General features: G+C 67.0%; 18 protein-coding genes, 4 tRNA genes and 1 other RNA gene. 5 read left to right on the top strand and 18 right to left on the bottom strand.

What is annotated here, in order from left to right; all coding sequences use genetic code 11:
• Positions 1-51 precede the first annotated feature (51 nt).
• Positions 52-405: a transfer-messenger RNA gene (gene ssrA / locus ACIPR8_RS05900) on the top strand.
• 593 nt (positions 406-998) lie between these two features.
• Positions 999-1,289 (top strand): hypothetical protein, encoded by a 291-nt coding sequence (locus ACIPR8_RS05895; protein ID WP_446540415.1) that lies wholly within the window; start codon positions 999-1,001, stop codon positions 1,287-1,289.
• A gap of 447 nt (positions 1,290-1,736) precedes the next feature.
• Here ACIPR8_RS05895 and ACIPR8_RS05890 read toward each other — a convergent pair.
• The 4 genes from ACIPR8_RS05890 to ACIPR8_RS05875 all read right to left on the bottom strand — a co-directional run bounded on the left by ACIPR8_RS05890 (position 1,737) and on the right by ACIPR8_RS05875 (position 2,282).
• Positions 1,737-1,812 (bottom strand) — tRNA-Glu (locus tag ACIPR8_RS05890).
• Positions 1,813-1,862: 50 nt separating this feature from the next.
• Positions 1,863-1,938, bottom strand: a tRNA-Ala gene (locus ACIPR8_RS05885).
• Between the two features lie 138 nt (positions 1,939-2,076).
• Positions 2,077-2,152, bottom strand: a tRNA-Glu gene (locus ACIPR8_RS05880).
• A gap of 54 nt (positions 2,153-2,206) precedes the next feature.
• A tRNA-Ala gene (locus ACIPR8_RS05875) sits at positions 2,207-2,282 on the bottom strand.
• Positions 2,283-2,487: 205 nt separating this feature from the next.
• On the opposite strand from ACIPR8_RS05875, the gene ACIPR8_RS05870 reads away from it, so the two are divergent.
• Positions 2,488-2,883, top strand: coding sequence for a hypothetical protein (locus ACIPR8_RS05870; protein WP_446540414.1), 396 nt, complete (start codon positions 2,488-2,490; stop codon positions 2,881-2,883).
• 63 nt (positions 2,884-2,946) lie between these two features.
• Positions 2,947-3,942, top strand: coding sequence for a C13 family peptidase (locus tag ACIPR8_RS05865; protein ID WP_446540413.1), 996 nt, complete (start codon positions 2,947-2,949; stop codon positions 3,940-3,942).
• 107 nt (positions 3,943-4,049) lie between these two features.
• Here the strand turns inward: ACIPR8_RS05865 and ACIPR8_RS05860 are convergent, their stop codons facing one another.
• From ACIPR8_RS05860 to hisS, 12 genes are all read right to left on the bottom strand, one after another.
• The gene (locus ACIPR8_RS05860; protein ID WP_446540412.1) at positions 4,050-4,697 is read right to left on the bottom strand and encodes a hypothetical protein; all 648 of its coding nucleotides are present in this window, start codon (positions 4,695-4,697) and stop codon (positions 4,050-4,052) included.
• Positions 4,698-4,882: 185 nt separating this feature from the next.
• Positions 4,883-6,403: a calcineurin-like phosphoesterase C-terminal domain-containing protein gene (locus ACIPR8_RS05855; protein WP_446540411.1), complete on the bottom strand. Its 1,521-nt coding sequence runs from the start codon at positions 6,401-6,403 to the stop codon at positions 4,883-4,885.
• Between the two features lie 210 nt (positions 6,404-6,613).
• Positions 6,614-7,252, bottom strand: a complete 639-nt coding sequence (hisIE, locus tag ACIPR8_RS05850; protein ID WP_446540410.1) for a bifunctional phosphoribosyl-AMP cyclohydrolase/phosphoribosyl-ATP diphosphatase HisIE — start codon at positions 7,250-7,252, stop codon at positions 6,614-6,616.
• Positions 7,242-8,018 carry an imidazole glycerol phosphate synthase subunit HisF gene (hisF, locus tag ACIPR8_RS05845; protein WP_446540409.1) on the bottom strand — a complete coding sequence of 259 codons (777 nt, stop codon included), beginning with the start codon at positions 8,016-8,018 and terminating at the stop codon, positions 7,242-7,244. The genes hisIE and hisF overlap by 11 nt, the downstream gene beginning before the upstream one ends.
• Positions 8,012-8,746 (bottom strand): 1-(5-phosphoribosyl)-5-[(5-phosphoribosylamino)methylideneamino]imidazole-4-carboxamide isomerase, encoded by a 735-nt coding sequence (gene hisA / locus ACIPR8_RS05840; protein WP_446540408.1) that lies wholly within the window; start codon positions 8,744-8,746, stop codon positions 8,012-8,014. The genes hisF and hisA overlap by 7 nt, the downstream gene beginning before the upstream one ends.
• Complete coding sequence (gene hisH, locus ACIPR8_RS05835; protein ID WP_446540407.1) at positions 8,743-9,345, bottom strand: imidazole glycerol phosphate synthase subunit HisH; 603 nt, start codon at positions 9,343-9,345, stop codon at positions 8,743-8,745. Before hisH ends, hisA begins: the two co-directional genes overlap by 4 nt.
• Positions 9,342-10,415 carry a bifunctional histidinol-phosphatase/imidazoleglycerol-phosphate dehydratase HisB gene (hisB, locus tag ACIPR8_RS05830; protein WP_446540406.1) on the bottom strand — a complete coding sequence of 358 codons (1,074 nt, stop codon included), beginning with the start codon at positions 10,413-10,415 and terminating at the stop codon, positions 9,342-9,344. Before hisB ends, hisH begins: the two co-directional genes overlap by 4 nt.
• The gene (gene hisC, locus ACIPR8_RS05825; protein WP_446540405.1) at positions 10,412-11,494 is read right to left on the bottom strand and encodes a histidinol-phosphate transaminase; all 1,083 of its coding nucleotides are present in this window, start codon (positions 11,492-11,494) and stop codon (positions 10,412-10,414) included. The genes hisB and hisC overlap by 4 nt, the downstream gene beginning before the upstream one ends.
• Positions 11,491-12,786: a histidinol dehydrogenase gene (gene hisD, locus ACIPR8_RS05820; protein WP_446540404.1), complete on the bottom strand. Its 1,296-nt coding sequence runs from the start codon at positions 12,784-12,786 to the stop codon at positions 11,491-11,493. Before hisD ends, hisC begins: the two co-directional genes overlap by 4 nt.
• Entirely contained in the window at positions 12,783-13,694 is a 912-nt protein-coding gene (gene hisG / locus ACIPR8_RS05815; RefSeq protein WP_446540403.1) for an ATP phosphoribosyltransferase, read from the bottom strand. Before hisG ends, hisD begins: the two co-directional genes overlap by 4 nt.
• Positions 13,695-13,703: 9 nt before the next feature.
• The gene (locus tag ACIPR8_RS05810; RefSeq protein ID WP_132862864.1) at positions 13,704-14,030 is read right to left on the bottom strand and encodes a YerC/YecD family TrpR-related protein; all 327 of its coding nucleotides are present in this window, start codon (positions 14,028-14,030) and stop codon (positions 13,704-13,706) included.
• Between the two features lie 138 nt (positions 14,031-14,168).
• Positions 14,169-15,575 (bottom strand): histidine--tRNA ligase, encoded by a 1,407-nt coding sequence (hisS, locus tag ACIPR8_RS05805; protein ID WP_313251177.1) that lies wholly within the window; start codon positions 15,573-15,575, stop codon positions 14,169-14,171.
• Between the two features lie 109 nt (positions 15,576-15,684).
• On the opposite strand from hisS, the gene ACIPR8_RS05800 reads away from it, so the two are divergent.
• On the top strand, positions 15,685-16,443 hold the full coding sequence (locus tag ACIPR8_RS05800; RefSeq protein ID WP_132862862.1) for a Crp/Fnr family transcriptional regulator: 759 nt from the start codon (positions 15,685-15,687) through the stop codon (positions 16,441-16,443).
• A gap of 55 nt (positions 16,444-16,498) precedes the next feature.
• Here the strand turns inward: ACIPR8_RS05800 and thrC are convergent, their stop codons facing one another.
• A complete protein-coding gene (thrC, locus tag ACIPR8_RS05795; protein WP_446540402.1) occupies positions 16,499-17,806 on the bottom strand; it encodes a threonine synthase in 1,308 nt (435 codons plus the stop codon).
• 35 nt (positions 17,807-17,841) lie between these two features.
• A complete protein-coding gene (locus ACIPR8_RS05790; RefSeq protein ID WP_446540401.1) occupies positions 17,842-18,777 on the bottom strand; it encodes a homoserine kinase in 936 nt (311 codons plus the stop codon).
• Positions 18,778-18,779: the final 2 nt, after the last annotated feature.

Genomic DNA, 18,779 nt, shown 5'->3' with positions numbered 1-18,779 from the left:
GTCCACTTGGTCGCTCAGGTAGCCGGAACCCTCATCGCTCAACGTCCAACCGGGGGTGCACTGGTTTCGACGGGGGTTATGAAGTCGCTTGGCGCATGCCGAGGGGGTAGCTTTCCTCGTAAATCCAGCTGCAAAACTCTAGTTGCCAACGACGACAACTACGCTCTCGCCGCTTAAGGCGTAAGCCCCGAACCCACTTGTGCCCGTGCTCGTGGATGTAGGGTCATTATCACGGAACCGGCTGTGACGGCTGCCTGTCAGTCACGGCTTAACCAAAACAGGCTGGTCCTTGGGTGCGCTTCGCTCACCGTGCTGCCACAGGACGAGACCCAACGGTGAACTAAGCATGTAGTGCCAGGGATGGAGTGCCTTCGGACGGCGGTTCAATTCCGCCCACCTCCACCAATGCAGTGGCCGACAAGGCCCGAAGCAGGCCGGAATCCCCGAATAATCAAGGGCTTCCGGCCTTTTTCGTTTCCGCCTCCGTGCGCCCGCTTCCGTCGCAAACCGTCAGGCCGTGGGCATATTTGGGGGCATCTGCCCCCATCGACCATCCAGATACCCCCTACTGACCGACATGGCCCTCCGCAAGGCCAATCTCACCGCGCAAGCTTAAAGAGCCTTCCGACGGTCACCACCTGGGAATTGCCCGATGGCATCGAGGAACCTACGATCAATTCTTGCAAAAGGAAGACCCCCTGCCTTCGAGGCCTTCCAAACCTGGAGATGTGCTTCCCATGCCGGAAAAAGGACAGAAGACGAAGCTGCTTTACTTTTGGCTGTCCCGCGAGGATGTCGCCGAGTTCAGCGACGCACTGCATGAGGCGCTCCCGGATATGCGTTGGCGCTGCTCGCATACGGGCGCTGACCGTCTTCTGATTCACCACTTCGACACGCTCTAGGCTGCGCTCGATTGCGAGGCAAGTGCAATCGTCAGTCAGGCATTTGCACCCTTGGGCCGGTCGGAACTGCAATTCCTCCGCTCCTACCGCACGCACATGACGGACATGAAGGACGCGACAGGGCATGCCTACGACCCTGAGATTGATGTAATCAACTATGGACGCATGGCGATTCGGTGGAACACGCTGGACGGGGATGATGCGCCCCTCACGGCGTTGCTCAACACGATCTGGAAAACGTTCAAGCAAGTGACCCTACCGGCAAAAGTGCATACCACCGCGGGCCATCCGATCCCAGGCTTCAGGATCGGGAAACAGATGCATGAAACTGCAAGGAGCGAAAGGCTGTACCTGAAGGCGAATGGGCCCTTCTGCCTTCTCGACTAACTTCCACGTGCGTCGCCGCGCCCATGTATGTCGCAGCGCTCCCATACCCCCTGCCGATCAACGCGCTTCGGCTCGATCGACCAAGGGAAAAGGGACTGCCGTCGATACGCCGCCTCGTGCCATGAACGACATGCGCTGATCTGAGCACATTGGTTGGAAGCGAGCCATCCGATCATCAACGGGATGCTCGGCTCGCCAGACACTTCTTTCGCAAGCCTTCGATCTTTGGAGGTCTGGCGGGAAGCGTCCTGCATGCATTGGCAATGCCATCCTTCGGCCCGAGCATTCGCCATCACCGACAACAGTGCCCTCCCGGCATCTGCAGGCGCATCCGCGACAAGGAACTGTTGATGCAAACCGCAACTGGAATCCAGCGAACCCAGCATGCCCCCGGCGCCAAATTCCAGGCAAAGAAAAAGCCCCGGTTTCCCGGAGCTTTTTTGCAAATGGCGTCCCCACGGGGATTCGAACCCCGGTCGCCACCGTGAAAGGGTGATGTCCTAGGCCTCTAGACGATGGGGACGCGTATTCTTCAAATTCGAGTTGTCCATCCGGACGGCCTAATGTCCGAATTGGTGGAGCTAAGCGGGATCGAACCGCTGACCTCCTGCATGCCATGCAGGCGCTCTCCCAGCTGAGCTATAGCCCCACGTTGTTACCGCGAGCCCGCCATTATGGCAGACTTTCTGTTGGAAAGGAAACTCTTTTTTCCTTTCGGACCATCCTGGGAGGATGATCTTTTCAACAGGATCCCGGCACATGACCAGGACCGTACTACAGTGATGAATGGCGTCCCCACGGGGATTCGAACCCCGGTCGCCACCGTGAAAGGGTGATGTCCTAGGCCTCTAGACGATGGGGACGCGTTATACTCATCAAGTTGTTTTCGACGATCCGAACGGCCTAATGTCCGGATTTGGTGGAGCCAAGCGGGATCGAACCGCTGACCTCCTGCATGCCATGCAGGCGCTCTCCCAGCTGAGCTATGGCCCCGACGTCGCCGAGAAAGAAATAATAGCCCGGCTTTTTTAGGCCCGCAAGACATTTGTGAAAAAATTTCTTCACATCTCGCCAGCGAACAGGTCATCGCGCCCAGGGCCGACTGGCTGAACTCCTACGCACATGGGATGGGCTTCCCGGCTGCCCCGGCAGGAAGCACGCGGCAACGTATCGGCTCCATCCCTGCGAGGAGCATCGCATGCCGGTCGTGGTCATCGTGCTGGCTTTCATCTTCATCAACCTGGGCTGCGGACCGGCCCATGCACAACAGGTGTTCAAGTGCCGCACCGACGATGGGATCGCCTATCAGTCCCTGCCCTGCGACGGCCCGCCGTTGAAGCAATGGACGGCGGCACCCGAACCGTTCGACCGGCACGCGCAGGCGCGCCTGCAGGCCATCGAGCGTGAACTCAAGCGTGCCAATGCCGTTCCGGCACAGCGAACACGGCGTTCCGGCCGACCGCCCACACCCGCAGCAGGTGCCTGTGAGCTGGCGCGGCGCGGTCGCAGCCTGGCCTATGCCAAGGCCGGGCTGAAACGGGACTTCGCGCTCTCCAGCCATTGGGACAACCAGGTCCATGCCGCCTGCTGGTAGGGGCTGGACGCTGAAGGACGCGGAGTCGATAGAATCCAGGCAACTCCTCCGCGACCTGTGGCCATGGCCAGATCCCCGCTCCGCTGCCTGCTGTCGCGCCTGCGTCCTCTGGCCTTGTCCGCTGTCCTGCTGTTCGGCATCTGGCCTGCGCTGGCGCGCACACCGGAAGCCCCGGACTGGCAACCCACCACGCCCGCGTTCGGGCGCGCACAGAAGGCATTGCTGGACGGCCAGATCAATGCCCTGGCCGCGCAGCGACCGGGCGTCACCGACCTGTACGTGCTGGGCGTGGCCGGGGATGTCGATGAAGACGTCTTCCGCAACGAAGTGCTGTACCTGCGCCAACTGTCGGCACAACGCTGGGACGCCGAAGGCCGCATGCTCAGCCTGGTCAATCACCCCGATACGCGCGCCGACGCGCAGGCACAACCGCTGGCGACCTACCAGAGCATTGGCTACGCGCTTGATGCGCTCGGCCAGCGACTGGACCCCAAGGAGGACGTGCTGCTGGTCTATCTGAGCAGCCATGGCCTGGACGACAGCAGCTTCTACCTGCATACCGGACCGGGCCAGGAGGACTACCTCACGCCCGGGGACCTGGCCGAATCATTGAACGAAGCGGGGATCGGAAACGCGGTGATCGTGGTCTCCGCCTGCTACTCCGGCGGCTTCATCCCCGCCCTGAAAGCCCCCAACCGGATGATCATCACCGCGGCGCGCCACGACCGTCCCTCCTTCGGCTGCGGCAACACCGACAGTGCCACCTGGTTCGGGCGCGCCTTCCTGGTGGAAGCGATGAACGCCACCAGCGATTTCGCCGATGCCTTCTCGCGTGCCAGCGCCACCGTGCGTGAGCGTGAAAAGGAAGAAGGCGAGTTGCCATCCGAACCCCAGTTCGATGCCGGCAAGCGCGTCAGCAGCGTGCTCGGCAAATGGCGGCTGGGCCTGCCAGAGACGGCCACGGTGCCCTACCCGTACGTGCATGTGCCGCGGGCACCGACGGGCGCGCTGCGCACCAAGGCACCGGCTGACGGCCGCGTCAACAAGAAGGGCTTGTAGGCGGCCGGCAGGCGTCCAGACGCACAGGGCCGCAGCATGCAGAGTTTTGGCACTGCCGGCGAAGCACTGCAATCGGGTTCGCGATCGAAGTCGCTGCTACCGCGGCTTCAGCGACGCATGGCTTCGGTAGCCTCGCTGACGGCTGGGACCGGCAGTACGGTGATCGGGCCGGCCCGCTCCGCGGGAGCCACCAACGTCACCGACATCGCCGCAATCGCGGTGACGCTGCCATCGGCGTCACCACGCGACACCGGATGCCCCGTACTGCGCGGCTGGTCGGCAACCTGCGCCTGGGGCAACTCGACCACCCGCCCGCGCACGGTCACCCGGTCGCCGGTCCGTACCCGCGAACCCAGTCGCATCGTGTACTCGGTGTCGGCCGGCATGTTGATCGACGTGTCGTAACCCTGGTCGAGCACGAACACCCCGTCGGACGTGGCAGGATTGCCATCGCCTTCGTCCTGGATGAACCAGCCTATCGGCGGCGCGGCGCTGCCCGCTCCCTCACCCAGGGTTTCCTTCATTTCCTGGCCGACGTCGTCGCTGTCACCCATCAGGTTGCGCACGACCACGCCCTCGACGAGCACATCGCTATCCAGCAGCGGGCTGATGGCTCCGGCGCCCTGCACCGTGCCGATCAGCTTGCGTGCCGGATCGATGGGTTCGACCACCGTCTCGGTCGCAGGCAACGAACAGGCGCTGCAGGCCAGTATCCATGCCATCAGGGCGACGCCCTTCACTTCCTTGTTGCGCATGTATTGGTCTCTTGCGGTGCGGGTGCTGGAACGGTGAAGGGTAAGGGAATTGGCCGGGCGCGCCCTCCCCGTTGAGGGCGCCGCGGAAATCCCCGGGAAGGCAGCAGCCGCGCGGAGCAGGCCGTGCGTGCGTCGCGGCCGGGGCGGTTCCTGCCCAGCGGCCCCGCCCATCGGCATGTTCGTTGTCAGGGACTGGCGGACTGCAGGCGGTAACCGGTGGTGGCGGTATAAGACTTGCCATTCAAGGTGGTGCGCACTTCGACGGTGTGCTCACCCTCGGCCAGCCCGGTCGGCAGCGCGGCGCGCCACAGGTGCGTGGAGGGCACGGCTTCGGGGGAGCGATCGTAGCCGCGCAGCGTTTCGGCCAGGTCGTCGGCGATGTTCTCCACCAGCAGCCGCGGGTCGGGCTGGCGGACCTGCTTCATCGCCTGCCACTGGCCACCGTCGACACGGAACTCCACCGGCAGCCCGTCATGGCCCATGAACACGTTGGCGTACACACCCCAGGCCGGATAAGCACCCTGGCGCAGCACCTTGGGCGCATGAAGCGCGATCTGATGGTCCGCCGGCGCACGCGCGACCCGGTACTCGACGCTGTACTGCCCATGCGGCTGCACGTTGAGCAGGCCGTAGCCGTTGGGCGTGCCGTCGGCCATGGTCGTATCGGGGATGCCCTGCGCATCCTTCACGCCTGACCAGAACGCGCCGCAGGCGGCGCCGACGTTGTACTCGTGCAACGGACGCGCCCCCTTCCACCCCTGCGCGGCCGACCAGAACACCTGGCTCTGGTTGTGGGTGTGTCCGCTGAGGATCAGCGGGTGCTCCACCTTCTCCAGCAGGGCGAACAGGCGGGCGCGGTCCTGCTCACGGAAGACGTGGTCGAACAGCGGGATATGGAGGCCAAGCACGACCAGCTTGTCGCGGCCAACCGTCGGCAGGTAGCGCTCCAGGAAGGCGAACTGGTCCTCGCGCAGGCCGCCGATGTAGGCCGGCTTCTGCCCGGGCTGGGCGAGGATGTCGTCCAGCCCGATGAACACCATCGACGCATCTTCCCAGGCGTAAGTGTCCGGCCCGAGGTAACGGTGGTAACTGGCCAGCGATGTCGCATCACTGCTCGCGCCGATGTCCATGTCGTGATTGCCGGGAACATGCAGCCACGGCACGCCGAGCGACGTCACCGCACGGGTGAGCGCCGGATACAGCGAGGGATCGTCATTGGTGACATCCCCCAGCGTCATCCCGAGCCGTGCCTGATGCTTGCCACGCAGTGGCTCGATGATGTCGCGCTCGAAATAGCCCACGTCCAGCGCACTGCCGGTCTGGCTATCGGCCATGACCAGCGCCTGGAAGCGGTCCGGCGCGTCCGGCTGCGGCACCAGTGCAAACGGCCGGCACTGCCCTCCCTGCCCATCACGCGGACGCCAGATGTCCGGCAACCCATCAGCACGCGCGGCCGCGGCGTAGCCGGCAGGCTTGATGACGAAGATGTTCGGTTGCGTGGAGGCCGGGAGCTGGTAACGGCCAGCCGTGTCGGTCAAGGCGATGTGCTCGCCATCGGAAATCCTGATGCCGGCCAGCGGCGCTTCGCCCGCATCCTGCCTGCCGTTGCCGTTCGCATCGACGAAGACACTGCCGCTGCTGCAGGAGGCGGCCGCCACGAACGGCGCACCGGCCAGCAACAGGCCGGTCAACAGGGAATGACGCATGGAGTCCTCGGTGGGCGGATAATGTACGGACCTCCATTATCGCCCCGGCGTTGCGACAGCGGCATGGCGGAAACTGGCGGCCGACGGGAGGAGGCCGTTGCCGCAGGAAGTGCGGGCCAGGCGTGGGGAGAACCTGGCCGGGCTTCATCCCCGCCCGCGTTTGCCGGGCCCTCCCCCGGCCGTACCGGCGGGAGGACCTGCATCATTGCTTCAGCCGGCCGCCTTCTCCACGGCCTTGGCGTGGCGCGTCTCCAGCACGGCCACCGCATCCTCCAGCGACAGGCCGCGCGAGCGCAATAGCACGATCAGGTGGAACAGCAGGTCGGCCGACTCGCCGAGCAGGTCCTCGTCACGCTGCACGACACCGGCCAGCGCCGTTTCCACGCCCTCCTCGCCCACTTTCTGCGCGATATGGCGCGGGCCCTTCTCGAACAGCTGGGTGGTGTAGCTGTTGAGCGGGCGGTCCTGCTCGCGCTGCTTGACCAGTGCGTCCAGCGCGCCGAGGAAATTGCCGGGCGTGGCGCCGAAGCAGCTGGTGGCACCGGTATGGCAGGTCGGCCCGTGCGGGCGCACGCTGACCAGCAGTGTGTCGGCGTCGCAATCGGTGCGGATCTCGACCAGCTCCAGATGGTTCCCCGAGGTTTCCCCCTTCGTCCACAGCCGCTGCTTGCTGCGACTGAAGAACGTGACCCTGCCGCTCGCCCGGGTCTTGTCCAGGGCATCGCGGTCCATGTAGCCCAGCATCAGCACGCGCAGCGTCGCCGCATCCTGGATGATGGCCGGCATCAGCCCGTCAACCTTGGCCCAATCCAGCGTGGCCGGATCGACCGGCGTGAAATCAGTAGACATCCCTTACCTCGATCTGTTGTTCGCGCAGGAACTGTTTCAGTTCCGGAATGGCGATGGCGCCAGAGTGGAAGACACTGGCGGCCAGGGCCCCGTCCACGTCAGCCTGTTCGAACACGTCGGCAAAGTGCTGTGGCGTCCCGGCACCGCCGGAGGCGATCAACGGCACCGTGCTCACCGCCCGGGCCTGGCGCAACTGGGCAATATCGTAGCCCCTGCGCACGCCGTCGCTGTCCATGCAGTTCAGCACGATTTCACCTGCGCCGCGCTGCTGTACTTCACGCACCCAGTCCAGCGTCAGCCGTGCCTCGGCGCGGGTCTTTTCCGGGTCGCCGGTGTAGGAACGCACCCGCCATTGGCCGTCGGGCTCGCGGATGGAGTCGATGCCGACCACCACGCATTGCTCGCCGAAAGCTTCGGCCAGCGCCTCGATCAGCGCCGGGTGCTCCAGCGCCGGGGTGTTGATGGAGATCTTGTCCGCGCCGGCATGCAGCACCGCGCGGGCGGTCTCGACGTCTCGGATGCCTCCGGCCACGCAGAAGGGGATGTCGATCAGACGGGCGACGCGTTCGATCCAGGCCCGGTCTACCGAGCGCCCTTCCGGGCTGGCGGAGATGTCGTAGAACACCAGCTCGTCGGCGCCGGCGTCGCGGTAGCGCAATGCCAGCTCGGTGATGTCGCCCATGTCGATATGGTCACGGAACCTGACGCCCTTGACCACACGGCCTTCGCGCACGTCCAGGCAGGGAATGATGCGGCGGCTCAACATGCCAGGGCCTCGTCGAGTTGCAGCCGGCCTTCCAGCAAGGCCTTGCCCAGCACGGCGCCACCGCAACCGGCCACCTTGGCCGCGCGCACGTCGCCGACATCACGCACGCCGCCGGAGGCCTGCACGGCCACGTCGGGCAGCAACTGCACCAGGTGCGCGTACAGGTCGATGTTGGGGCCGGTCAGCATGCCGTCACGGGAGATATCCGTGCACAGCAGGTGTTTCATGCCGGCGCGGGCATAGCGCTGGGCCAGTTCATCCAGGGTGACGTCGGCGGTTTCGGTCCAACCATGTACCGGCAGGCGCCAAACGCCGTCCTCGCCCTGGCGGGTATCCAGGGCGATGGTCAAGTGCTCGGCGCCGAACTCTGACAACCAAGCCAGCACGTTGTCCGGCTCGCGTACGGCCAGCGAACCAATCACCACGCGACTGGCGCCAGCATCCAGGATGCGCGCCACGTCATCGCGGCCACGCACGCCACCGCCGGTCTGCACTTCCAACGGGGTGGTCGAGGCAATCTGCGCGAGCAAGGGCGCCAGCGTGTAACCGCCAGCCTTGGCCGCGTCCAGGTCGACCAGGTGCATCCAGCGCGCACCGGCGGTGGCGAAGGCCTGCGCGCGCGGCAGCGGGTCATCGCCATAGGTGGTCTGCTGGGCGTAATCGCCCTGCAGCAGGCGCACGACGCAGCCGTTGCGGATGTCCAGCGCGGGATAGACGGTAAAGCTCATGGGAAATCGGTCTCGATGAAGTTGCGCAGGAGGCGGGCGCCGGGGCCGGCGGAGCGCTCCGGGTGGAACTGCGCGCCGCACAGGCGACCGCGCTGCACCACCGCGGTGAACAGCCCGCCGTGGTGGCAGGCCGCGACCGTGTCCGATGTCACCGGCGCGGCGTAGCTGTGCACGAAGTAGGCACTGGCACCGACGGGGACGCCGTCCAGCAAAGGCGACTCGCGCAGCGCCAGCAATTTGTTCCATCCCATGTGCGGCACGCGCACGCCTACCCCCGGATGCAGGCGACGGACCACGCCGGGCAACAACCCCAGGCCATCGACCTTGCCTTCCTCGGAAGCCTCGAACAGCAGTTGCATGCCCAGGCAGATGCCCATCAGCGGCACCTGCAGGGCACGCAGCGGCTCGACCAGGCCCTGCGCGTGCAGCCGGCGCATGCCTTCGGCCGCTGCACCAACGCCGGGCAGGATCACCCGCGGCAGTCCTTCTAGGTCATCGGCGGTGCGTACCATGCGCACCTCCTGCCCCAGTCGCTCCAGCGCATAGCGCACCGAACCGAGGTTGGCACCGCCGGCATCGACCAGGCCGATCGTGCTCACAACGCCCCCTTGGTCGAGGGCAGCTCGGTGCCTTCGCGGCGGATGGCCTGGCGCAGGGCACGGGCCAATGCCTTGAAGCAGGCTTCGACCTTGTGGTGGTCGTTGTCGCCTTCCACCTTGAGGTTGAGGTTCAGCCCGGCCGCATCGCACAGGGAGCGGAAGAAGTGCGGCACCAGCTCGGTGGGCATGTCCCCTACCCGCTCGCGCTTGAAGTCACCCTCGAACACGAAGTAGGGGCGGCCGCTGAAGTCCAGCGCTGCGCTGGCCAGGGTCTCATCCATCGGCAGGGTGAACCCATAGCGGCCGATACCGCGCTTGTCGCCGAGCGCCTCACGCAAGGCTTGGCCCAATGCCAGGCCGGTGTCCTCGATGGTGTGGTGCTCGTCGATGTGCAGGTCCCCCTTGGCCTCGACCTCCAGCGCGAAGCCGCCGTGACGCCCGATCTGGTCGAGCATGTGGTCGAAGAACGGCAGACCCGTGCTGATCTTCGCCGTGGCCACGGTGTCCAGGTCCACGAACACGCGGATCCGGGTTTCCTTGGTGTCGCGCTGCACGGTGGCGCGGCGCGGCGCATCGGCCAACTCGTGGGCGATGCCGTCCCAATCCCACTCGCCGCCGAACTGCCCGGTGCGCAGCTGGAAGCCGCGGACCTTCAGGTTGTCGGCGAACTGGATGTCGGTGGGACGGTCGCCCACCATGCCCGAGCGCGCCCAGTCGATGCCCCGGTCCTGCAGGTACGGCAGCATCATGCCGATGCCCGGCTTGCGGTTGGGGCTGTTGTCGTGCGGCCAGCTCGGGTCGATCAGCACGTCGCGGAAGACGATGCCCTGGCTGGCGAAGATCTGCAGCATCAGGTTGTTCGGGCCATCGAAGCTTTCCTGCGGGTAGCCTTCGCTGCCCAGCCCATCCTGGTTGGAGACGATGACGAACTGGTAGCCGGCATCGCGCAGCTTGAGCATCGCCGGGATGACGTTCTTCACCAGACGCAGCTTGTCGTAGGCGTCGATCTGGAAATCGGCCGGCTCTTCGATCAGGGTGCCGTCACGATCGACGAACAGGATGGGGGTCATGTAACGGGCTCCAGCGTGGCGAGGGCGTCGAGGACGCGGTCATTCTGTTCGGGCGTTCCCACGGTGATGCGCAGCGCATCGTGCAGTTGCGGCGCGGCGCGCTGGTCGCGCACCACCACCCCGGCGCGCAGCAGCGCCTGGAAGGCGGCTTCGGCGTCGATGAAGCGCACCAGCAGGAAGTTCGCGTCGGAGGCATACACCTTGCGCACATGCCCCTGCAGCGACAGCGCCATGCGCAGACGGTCGCGCTCGCTGCGTACGGTGGCAATGCGCGCGCGGGTCTGCTGCAGCGCCTGCTCACCCAACCCCGCCAACGCCAGCGCCGAGCATGGGGTCGGAACGGGATACGGCGCCTGGCAGCGGCGCAACACCGCGATCAGGCCGGGATCGGCGATGACGCAGCCAATCCGCGCCGCCGCCAGAGCGTGGGCCTTGGACAGGGTCCGCAGTACCGCGACGTTGTCATGGCCCGCCAGCAGGCGCGTCGCCGAGGGCGTGTCGGCGAACTCGGCATACGCCTCGTCAACCACCACCAGCGCCTGGCCGCGCAGAGCCTCGGCCACCCGCTCCACCTGCGCCAGCGGGATGCTCAACCCGGCCGGGTTGGACGGCGAGCACAGGAACACCAGCTTGGCGCCGCCTTGCCTGGCGGTGGTGATGATGGCGTCGATGTCCGGCACGAAGCCCGCCGCAGTGTCCTGCAACGGCACCTCCAATGCGGGCGCGTTCTGCAGGCGGGCACTGACCGCATACATGCCGAACACCGGCGGGGTATACAGCACCGCATCGCGGCCCGGCACGCACAGCGCACGTACCAGCAGGTCGATGACCTCGTCGCTGCCACGCCCGATCAGCAGTTGTTCCGGCGCACAGTCGTACAACGTCGCCAGCCGTTCGCGCAGCGCCTGCGGTTGCGGGTCCGGATAGCGCCGACAACTGGCCAGGGGGTCGCCCGGGTTGGCCCACGCCGATTCATTGGCGTTGAGCCAGATCTCGCCGTCGAGCTTGGCGCTGCGCGCCGAGGAATAGCCGGTGAAGCCACGCAGGTCATCGCGTACAAGGTCGAGCACGCTGCTCACGGCGTCACTCCCAGCCGCAGGGCGACGGCGTTGGCGTGCGCACCCAACCCTTCTGCCCGCGCCAGCGTCAAGGCGCATGGACCGATGTTGGCGATGCCCTCGGCACTGGCCGCCTGCACGCTGATCTGGTTCTGGAAGCTGGCGACGCTGACGCCGCTGTAGGCGCGCGCGGCGCCGGCGGTCGGCAGGACGTGGTTGGTGCCGGAGCAATAGTCACCCAACGCCTCCGGCGTGTAGTCCCCCATGAACACCGAACCGGCGGCCTCGACCTGTTCCAACCAGCGGCGCGCTTCGCGCAGGGCCAGGATCAGGTGCTCCGGTGCGTAGCGGTTGGAGATGGCGAACGCCTGGGCGATCGAATCGACCTTGATCAGCAGCGAAGCCGCCAGCGCCTGCCGGGCAATGCCCTCGCGCGCCAGCTGCGCCACCTGGGCCTCCACCTCGTCCTGCACGGCGGCGATCAGCGCAGCGTCGTCGCTGAGCAGCAGCACCTGCGAATCCGGGCCATGTTCGGCCTGCGACAGCAGGTCGGCCGCGACGAAGGCGGGATTGGCGCCGGCATCGGCGATCACCAGCACTTCGGATGGCCCGGCCGGCATGTCGATGGCCGCCGCACCGGCCTGCGCGACCTGCTGCTTGGCCTCGGTGACGTAGCTGTTGCCCGGGCCGAACAACTTGTCGCAGGACGGTACGGTATCGGTGCCGTATGCCATCGCCGCGATCGCCTGCGCTCCGCCGATCTTGTAGACCCGGTGCACACCGGTCAGGCGAGCGGCCACCAGCACCGCCGGGTCGGCACTGCCGTCCTTGCGCGGCGGCGTGCACAGCACCACTTCGCGGCAGCCGGCCAGGCGCGCCGGCACCCCGAGCATCAACGCGGTCGATGGCAGCGGCGCGCTGCCGGCCGGCACGTACAGGCCGACGCGACCGATCGGGCGGATCATCTTCTCGCAGACCACGCCCGGTGCGGTTTCCACCGCGTAGGGGCGAGCCATGCCGGCGCGGTGATAGGTATCGATGCGATCGGCCGCCTGCTGCATGGCGATGCGCAGCTCGGCCGGCACCGCCAGCTCGGCGGCCGCAAACTCGGATTCACCAACCTCAAAGCGCTCCGGTGCCACCCCGTCGAAACGGGCACTGATCTCGCGCAGGGCCACGTCGCCGTCCTCGCGCACCTGTGTGATCAGCGCGGTGACCGACGCCCGGGTCTGCTCGGCCACCGCCTGCACCGGGCGGGTCAAGGCGCGGGCCTGGCCGTCGGCGTCCAGCGCATTCCAGTCGAGGATGTTCATACCAGCGACTTCTCCACGGCCAGCACCATCAAGCCCTGTGCGCCGGCGCGCTCCAGCTCCTCCAGCCGTTGCCAGCTCAGTGCCCCGTTGCACATGGTCTGCAGCCGCACCGCGCTGCCATCGCCCGGCAGGCGCAGCAACGGTTCGGCGTCGGGCAGCAGGCGCGCCAGCGCGTCCACGCGCTCCTCGGCGGCGCTGAACATCAGCAGCTTCTGGTCCTGCACCTTGGTCAGGCCATCCAGGCGGCGCAGCAGCATCGCCATCAGGCCGGCGCGGGCGTCATCGAGTTCATTGACCGGGCCAGCCAGCACCGCTTCGCTTTCGAGCAGGGTCTCCACCGGCTTGAGCTGGTTGGCCGCCAGGGTCGCGCCGCTGGATACCAGATCGCAGATCAGCTCGGCGGTCCCCAGCTTCGGCGCGATCTCCACCGAGCCGGACAGCTCGACCACCTGCGCATCCACGCCCTTTTCCTTCAACCACGCGCTGAGGACAGCCGGATAGCTGGTGGCGATCCGCTTGCCCTGCAGCATCTGCACGCCCTGCCAATCCCACTCTTCCGGCACCGCGATCATCAGCCGGCACTGGCCGAAGCCCAGCCCGCGCAACGGTTGGTAGGCATCGGGCAAGCCGATCTGGCGGCGCGCCTTGGCCTGTTCGTCCAGCTCGTTGAGACCCACCACGCCCAGGTCGCAGACACCGTCGGCGATCAGGCCCGGGATGTCGTCATCGCGTACCAGCAGCAGGTCCACCGGCAGCGACTCGCCGAAGCAGAACAGCTTGTCGCGGCTTTGCCGCCAGCTCAGCCCGCAGGCCGCCAGCAGGCTGCGCGCAGGGTCGGCCAGCCGGCCGCTCTTCTGGATGGCGATACGCAACCGGTCACGCGCCGGTGCGGAGGTGGAAGCACTCATGTTCGGGTCTCAGTTGGATTCGGTCTTGCGCGCAGCCAGGCGCTCGATGGCGGTGAGGTAGCCCCCGGCGCCGTGCTCGAGCGAGCGCGCCACCCGGCCGATGGTGGTCACGCTCACCCCGGTCAGGTCATAGATCTCGCGGTATGGCACGCCCTTGCGCAGCAACGGCACCACCCGCCAGCGGTCGGCCATGGCCTCCAGCTCGGCGGGGGTGCACAGGTCGCGCAGGAAGGCCTGGACGTCCTGCGGCTTGTCCAGCGCGGCCAGCACACGCGCCAGCGCCTTCAACGGGGCATCGGAGGCCTTCTCTTTCTCGGTATCGGGACGTGGCTTCATGACGTATCAATGTATTAGCGTGCTAATACATTAGTCCAAGCGGGTGCACCGGTCAAACCCGCAACGAAAAAGGCCCCGCGATGCGGGGCCTTTGTTCAGCAGGATCCAGGGTTGTCCGGGCCCGAAGGCCCTGCCCACTCAGCGCGCCATCGCGCGGGCCTGCTCCAGCTCCACCTGCAAGGTGGTGGCCAGCTCGTCACGGGCGACCTCGAACTGCTGTTCGCGCAGCAGGTCCTTGACCGCGACCACGCCGCGCGCCAGCTCATCCTCACCGGCCAGCACCACGAAGCGGATACCCGCCTTGGCGGCGTACTGGAACTGCTTGCCGATCTTCTTCGGCTCCATCTGCACTTCGGTGTTGATACCACCGGCGCGCAGGCGACGGGCGATGTCCAGCGACTGCGGCATGGCGGCCTCGTCCATCAACGCGACCATCGCCTGCACGCTGCTTTCGGCGATGCCGTCGATCAGGTTGGCCTCGCGCAGCTGCCAGAACAGGCGGGTCAGGCCGATCGAGATGCCCACGCCCGGCAGCTTGGACTTGGTGTAATGGCTGGCCAGGTCCTCATAGCGGCCGCCCGAGCAGATCGAACCGATCTGCGGGTGGTCGAGCAACGTGGTCTCGTACACGGTGCCGGTGTAGTAGTCCAGGCCACGGGCAATGGAGAAATTCAGGCAGTACGCCGGTTCCGGCACGCCCAGGCCCTTGACCAGCTCCAGCACCTCGCGCAGCTCGGCGGCACCGGTACGCAGCGATTCGCTGGCCGACTCGCCGGCATCGGCCAGCACCGCGTCCAGCTTGGCCAGCGCATCGGCATGCGATTCCGAACGTACTTCCACGAACGCCAGGATGCGCTCAACGGCATCCACCGGCAGGCCGAAATCCGGGCCCAGCAGGGTTTCACGCACGTAATCGGCACCGCGCTTGTCGAGCTTGTCGACCTCGCGCAGCACCAGTGCCTGCTGCTGCGGGTCAGCCACGCCCTGGGCCTCGAAGAAGCCGCGCATGAACTTGCGGTTGTTCAGCTGCACGGCGAACTTGCCGATGCGCAGCTCGGAGAACACCGCATTGATGACCGCCAGCACTTCGGCGTCATAGCGGATGCTCAGCGTGTCCTTGCCGATCACGTCCACGTCGCACTGGTAGAACTCGCGGAAACGGCCCCGCTGGGCGCGCTCGCCACGGTAGACGCGCTGCATCTGGTAGCGACGGAACGGGAACGTCAGGTCGTGCTCGTGCTCGGCCACGTAGCGGGCCAGCGGCACGGTCAGGTCGAAGCGCAGCGCCATTTCGGGCAGGCCCTTCTCGCCGGACTCGGCCGCATTGGCCAGCGCGCCGGTGGACTGCACGAAGTACACCTGTCGCTCGGTTTCACCGCCGGACTTGGTCAGCAGCACGTCGGACAGCTCGAACACCGGGGTCTCCACCGGCAGGAACCCGAAGCGCTCGTAGTTGCGGCGGATGACGTCCAGCATGCGCTGGAACGCGATCTGCTCGCGCGGCAGCAATTCCATGATGCCGGGCGGGGTACGGGGCTTGATCACGGGCGAAACTCCTGCAACTCAGTGGGGTGGACGACCGCCAATTCTAGCGCCAGCCCGCCCCGCTGGCCGCATGAAGTATCATTTACCCCATCTTCCCCTCACCCGTGCCATGTCCCGGTCTGCCCCAGGCTCCGAGCTTTCCCCCGTTTCGTCCGCTGCCCAGGAAAGCAGCGGCGCGCGTGAATGCCTGCATTGTTCGGTCCGGCACCTGTCGGTCTGCTCGGCGCTGTCCTGCGATGAAGTGCATGCGCTGGAGCGGATCACCGTGTCCCTGCCGGTGCCGATGGGGGCCACCCTGGCCCGCTCCGGGGAGCCGCGCACTTATGTCTATACAGTGACCGAGGGCGCGCTGCGCCTGGTGCGGACGCTGGCCGACGGCCGGCGCCAGGTGAATGGGTTCGTGCTGCCGGGCGACTACCTGGGCCTGAGCGGCAGCGACCTGCACCGTTACGACATCGAGGCCATCGCCGACAGCCGGGTCTGCCGGGTGCCGACCACGCAGATGCGCGACCTGCGCCAGCACCACCCGCACCTGGAGCGCAAGCTGCTGCAGCGCGCCTGCCAGGAGCTGGACGCGGCCCAGGACAACGCCCTGGCGTTGGCCCGCCTGCAGCCGCCGGAGCGGCTGGCCGATTTCCTGCTGCGTCTGGCCGCCCGCGAGGCAACCCTCGCCGGCCACAGCAGCAACCGGGTGTCGCTGCCGATGGGCCGCGGCGACATCGCCGACCACCTGGGCCTGACCATGGAAACGGTCAGCCGCACCTTCACCAAGCTGCGCCAGCAGGGCCTGATCGCCCTGCCCCACCTGAACGTGGTGGAGATCCTGGATTTCGCCGAGCTGCAGAAGCTGGCCAACGACGGCGCCTGAGCGCCCCCGCACAGCAGCGTCGCCTGGGCGCGATGCGGGGACGGCCCCGATGCGATCAGCCCGCGCCGGCCAGCAACATTTCGCGCAGGGCGGCATAGTCCGGCGGGCACGGGTCCGCATGGGCCGGGCGCTTGAGCAGTTCGGCCAAGGCTGGCGGCACCGGCACCTCGCGACCGATCAACGGCTCGACCACCGATTCGAACTTGGCCGGGTGCGCGGTCGCGGCGACTGCCCAATGCGTGTCGGCCGCGGCTTCACCGCTGGCGCGCAACTGCTCCAGCACCTGCACGGCGGTGGCGGTATGCGGGCAGAACACCTCACCGTGATCACGGAAGCGACGGGCAATGGTGTCGCGGATGGTCGCATCGTCCACCGAGCGCGACACGAAGGCCGCACGCAGCGCCGTGTCGTCGCCGGCATACAGCCAACGCAGGCGCTCGAAGTTGCTCGGCGCGCCCACGTCCATCGCATTGGCCAAGGTCGCCACGCTCGCCGTCGGTGCGTACGCGCCGCCGTTGAAATAGTCCGGCAGCACCCGGTTGGCGTTGGTCGCCAGCACGATGCGCCCCAACGGCACGCCCAGCGCGCGGGCGATCACTGCCGCCATCGCATTGCCCAGGTTGCCGGTGGGAATGACAAAGTTCAGCGGCGTTCCGTATGCGGCCTGATGGCTGAGCGCGGCATGCGCGTAGTAGCTCATCTGCGGCAGCAGGCGACCGAGACTGATGCTGTTGGCCGAACTCAGTGGCACCTGCGCCTGCAGCTCGGCATCGTTGAGTGCCTGCTTGGCCATGGCCTGGCAATCATCGAACGAGCCTGCCACGCGCAGCGCGCGGATGTTGCCGCCCAGGCAGCCCAGCTGGTGCGCCTGGCGCGGCGATACGCGGCCGTCCGGGTACAGCACCACCACCTGCAGGTGGGGCTGGTTGTGGAAGGCGGCAGCCACCGCGGCGCCGGTATCACCGGAGGTCGCCACGATGATGGTCAGCGGGCGCTCCTGCCCGGCGCGCAGCCGTGACAGGCTGGCGGCGAGAAAGCGTGCGCCGAAGTCCTTGAATGCGGCGGTCGGCCCATGGAACAGCTCCAGCACGTGATCGTTGCCGGTAGCCAGCGGCTGCAGCGGCGCGGGGAAATCAAACGCCTGCGCGCAGATGGAGGGCAGCGCCGCTTCCAGGCCATCGCCGGCGAAGAACGGCTGCAGCAGTTCGGTGGCGGTCGCCGCCAGGCTGTCGCCTGCGCGTAGCGTGCGTGCGGCCGGCATCTGCTGCGGAACGTACAGGCCACCGTCCGGCGCGAGGCCGGCGGCAATCGCCTGGCTGAGCGTGGCCGGCGGAGAGGCATTACGGGTGGAGATGAAGTTCATTGCGGTTTCCGGAAAGTGTCTGTTCGGGTGCGCGTTCAGAGCAACGCGGCACCGGGACTGTTCAAGGGGGTAACCCAGGCCTGGCTGCCGAAACCCGCCGCGGCAAAGGCCGCCTGCACGTCGGCGGCAGCGGCTTCGGCAGCCAGGCGTGTTTCAAACCATGCAAACACGCTGGGGCCCGCACCGGAGATGCTGGCACCCATTGCACCGGCGTCCAGCGCGGCCTGCTTGGCCGCATCGAAGCCGACGATCAACGGTGCGCGGCGCGGCTCCACCAGCACGTCGGCCAGGCCTGCACGGACCAGCCCGGCATCGCCGGCATGGCAACCGGCCAGCACCAGGGCCAGGTTGGTGCTCTGCGCGACGAACTCCTTCAGCTGGTACGCGCCCTGCAGGGCGGCGCGGGCACGACGGGTTTCCAACTGCGCGTCGGGATGGACCAGCAGGCTGTGCCAGGCATCGGGCACCGCCACCGGCACCAATCGCTCCAGCGTCGACATCACCAGCCCGCCCAGGAACATCGGCCCAAGGTTGTCGCCGTGGCGGCTGCCGCTGGCCACCGCCTCGCCATCCAATGCGTACAGGTACAACTGCTCGCGCGACAACGGCGCGTCGAGCAGCGCGTTGGCCGCTACCAGCGCGGCCACGCACGAGGCCGCCGACCCGCCCATGCCGGAACTGAGCGGGATGCCCTTGTCGATCTCGATCTCGAAACCGAACGGCAACGACAGTGCGTCGCGCAACGCGATCAAGGCCGCGCCCGCAGTGTTGCGGGGTGCATCGGTTGGCAACGCCACCGCCGTGCCACGGATCGCGCTGATCCGCACTTCGGGCGCATCGATGCGACGCACCGTCACGGTGTCGCCAACGCCGGGCACGGCATACCCCAACAGATCGAACCCGACCGCCACGTTGGCGACCGAGGCCGGTGCGAAGGCACGCGCCTCGCCTCGGCCGGAACCCTTCAGCACCG

This window comes from Stenotrophomonas sp. LARHCG68, assembly GCF_052871705.1.
This window is presented reverse-complemented; position numbering and strand designations above follow the sequence as displayed.

Coding starts and splice junctions, on each gene's coding strand:
- ACIPR8_RS05895 (WP_446540415.1), top strand. CDS start 999: ATGACGGACATGAAGGACGCGACAGGGCATGCCTACGACCCTGAGATT.
- ACIPR8_RS05870 (WP_446540414.1), top strand. CDS start 2,488: ATGCCGGTCGTGGTCATCGTGCTGGCTTTCATCTTCATCAACCTGGGC.
- ACIPR8_RS05865 (WP_446540413.1), top strand. CDS start 2,947: ATGGCCAGATCCCCGCTCCGCTGCCTGCTGTCGCGCCTGCGTCCTCTG.
- ACIPR8_RS05860 (WP_446540412.1), bottom strand. CDS start 4,697: ATGCGCAACAAGGAAGTGAAGGGCGTCGCCCTGATGGCATGGATACTG.
- ACIPR8_RS05855 (WP_446540411.1), bottom strand. CDS start 6,403: ATGCGTCATTCCCTGTTGACCGGCCTGTTGCTGGCCGGTGCGCCGTTC.
- hisIE (WP_446540410.1), bottom strand. CDS start 7,252: ATGTCTACTGATTTCACGCCGGTCGATCCGGCCACGCTGGATTGGGCC.
- hisF (WP_446540409.1), bottom strand. CDS start 8,018: ATGTTGAGCCGCCGCATCATTCCCTGCCTGGACGTGCGCGAAGGCCGT.
- hisA (WP_446540408.1), bottom strand. CDS start 8,746: ATGAGCTTTACCGTCTATCCCGCGCTGGACATCCGCAACGGCTGCGTC.
- hisB (WP_446540406.1), bottom strand. CDS start 10,415: ATGACCCCCATCCTGTTCGTCGATCGTGACGGCACCCTGATCGAAGAG.
- hisD (WP_446540404.1), bottom strand. CDS start 12,786: ATGAACATCCTCGACTGGAATGCGCTGGACGCCGACGGCCAGGCCCGC.
- hisG (WP_446540403.1), bottom strand. CDS start 13,694: ATGAGTGCTTCCACCTCCGCACCGGCGCGTGACCGGTTGCGTATCGCC.
- ACIPR8_RS05810 (WP_132862864.1), bottom strand. CDS start 14,030: ATGAAGCCACGTCCCGATACCGAGAAAGAGAAGGCCTCCGATGCCCCG.
- ACIPR8_RS05800 (WP_132862862.1), top strand. CDS start 15,685: ATGTCCCGGTCTGCCCCAGGCTCCGAGCTTTCCCCCGTTTCGTCCGCT.
- thrC (WP_446540402.1), bottom strand. CDS start 17,806: ATGAACTTCATCTCCACCCGTAATGCCTCTCCGCCGGCCACGCTCAGC.